The 1,448-nt window shown below is 75.0% G+C and carries 2 protein-coding genes; both read right to left on the bottom strand.

Annotated features, from left to right (window positions below):
* Positions 1-851 (bottom strand): tellurite resistance/C4-dicarboxylate transporter family protein (locus FNH05_RS37310; RefSeq protein ID WP_144593528.1); only part of this gene is annotated, 851 nt, incomplete at its 3' end.
* Positions 848-1,381 carry a DUF488 domain-containing protein gene (locus FNH05_RS37305; RefSeq protein WP_246128169.1) on the bottom strand — a complete coding sequence of 178 codons (534 nt, stop codon included), beginning with the start codon at positions 1,379-1,381 and terminating at the stop codon, positions 848-850. The genes FNH05_RS37310 and FNH05_RS37305, both read right to left, overlap by 4 nt.
* Between the last annotated feature and the right edge of the window lie 67 nt (positions 1,382-1,448).

Raw genomic sequence — 1,448 nt, 5'->3', positions numbered from 1 at the left:
ATGCTCCACAGCTCCCCGTCGTACCGCAGCGGCACCCCGCCGCCCCGGTGGCGCCACACGCCCAGCGCGACCAGCAGCGGGATCAGCCAGGTGCAGAACGACCACAGCAGCAGCGAAACCCCGGCCACGCGCGCGTGCGGGACCAGGCGGTCGGCTTCGGGGAAGACCAGCAGCCGCGCGCCGGCGAGCACGCTGATGGCCCCGGCACCCATGAACACCCAGTACGGCGCGGTCAGTTCGGCGGGGGTGACCGGGCGGGTGAGCAGGCGGGCCAGGCCCAGCGCGGCCAGCAGGAGGTACAGCACGAGCCCGATCGCCCAGCACACCAGTGCCCCGGCCGTGAGCGCCGCGGGCGCACGGGACTCCTCCAGCGCGGCGACGGCGAGCGACTGGACGCCCACCACCCACAGAAACCAGGTGCCGTCGACCAGGTCGAGGCCCCAGCGGCGCCGTCGGCGGCCCGGATCGGCGATCAGGCCCAGCGGGATCCCGTAGCCGAGCACGAGCCAGGCAAGGGCGCCGAGGGCGAGCAGCACCGCCCACACCCCGGCGGCCCCGGCCAGCGCGAACCGGCCGGCCAGGACCGCGGAGGCGGCGACGAAGGTCAGCAGCGCGAACCCGCGCGGACTCACCGCGTCGGCGAGGAAACGGCCCCGCCACCGCACGCACCGCCAGGCGGAAGCGGCGAGCAGGACCAGATACCCGGCGGAGGCGAGCACGAACAGCGCCGCCGACACCACCGTCAGGCGCAACCCGGAGGCGGCGAAGGACACGATGCCGGTCGCCATCACGAAGGCGAACACCCCGGGATCGAGGTCGCGCACCGCCTCGGCCGTGAACCGCCCCGTCACGAGGCCCGCTCCGGCGACACGTCGTAGACGAGCAGACCGGTCCGCTCGTCCAGGCGTGCTTCCGGACTGGGCCGGTGCACGTGCACGCTCCCGTCGTGCAGCAGGTGGCGCACCTCGGTGCCGGTGGCCAGTACCAGGAAATCGGCGATCATCTTGCGGTGGCAGCGCCACCACAGCGACTCCGCGCACATCACGGCCGTGGGGCGCTCCGCGGCGCCGGCGAGCAGTTCGCCGATCGCGACCAGGAAATCCGGCGACCTCATGTGCCCGGCATAGCCGACGAAGGAACGGTGGCGCAAGGCGGTGTCCGGACTGTCCGGCCGCGGCCTGCGCCAGCCGCCGAGCCGCCGGTCCCACCGGTAGCCGAGGCCCGCGCCGGGGAGCCACCGCTGCAGCGCCTCTCGCCCGGCGTCCGGATTGCGGCGGCTGCCCGGCACGCTACGCACGTCCACGACGCACCGCACCCCCGCCCCGGTCAGCAACCGGGCCAGTTCGGCGGCGCCCGCCGTGCCGTGTCCGAAGGTCAGCACCGCGGGCCGGGTGGTCTCCACGCACCAGGTGTTCCCACCCAGCCTCCGCTCACGCCCCGGCCCGGCC

The sequence above is a fragment of the Amycolatopsis rhizosphaerae genome (genome assembly GCF_007713715.1).
GTDB lineage: Bacteria > Actinomycetota > Actinomycetes > Mycobacteriales > Pseudonocardiaceae > Amycolatopsis_E > Amycolatopsis_E rhizosphaerae.
This window is presented reverse-complemented; position numbering and strand designations above follow the sequence as displayed.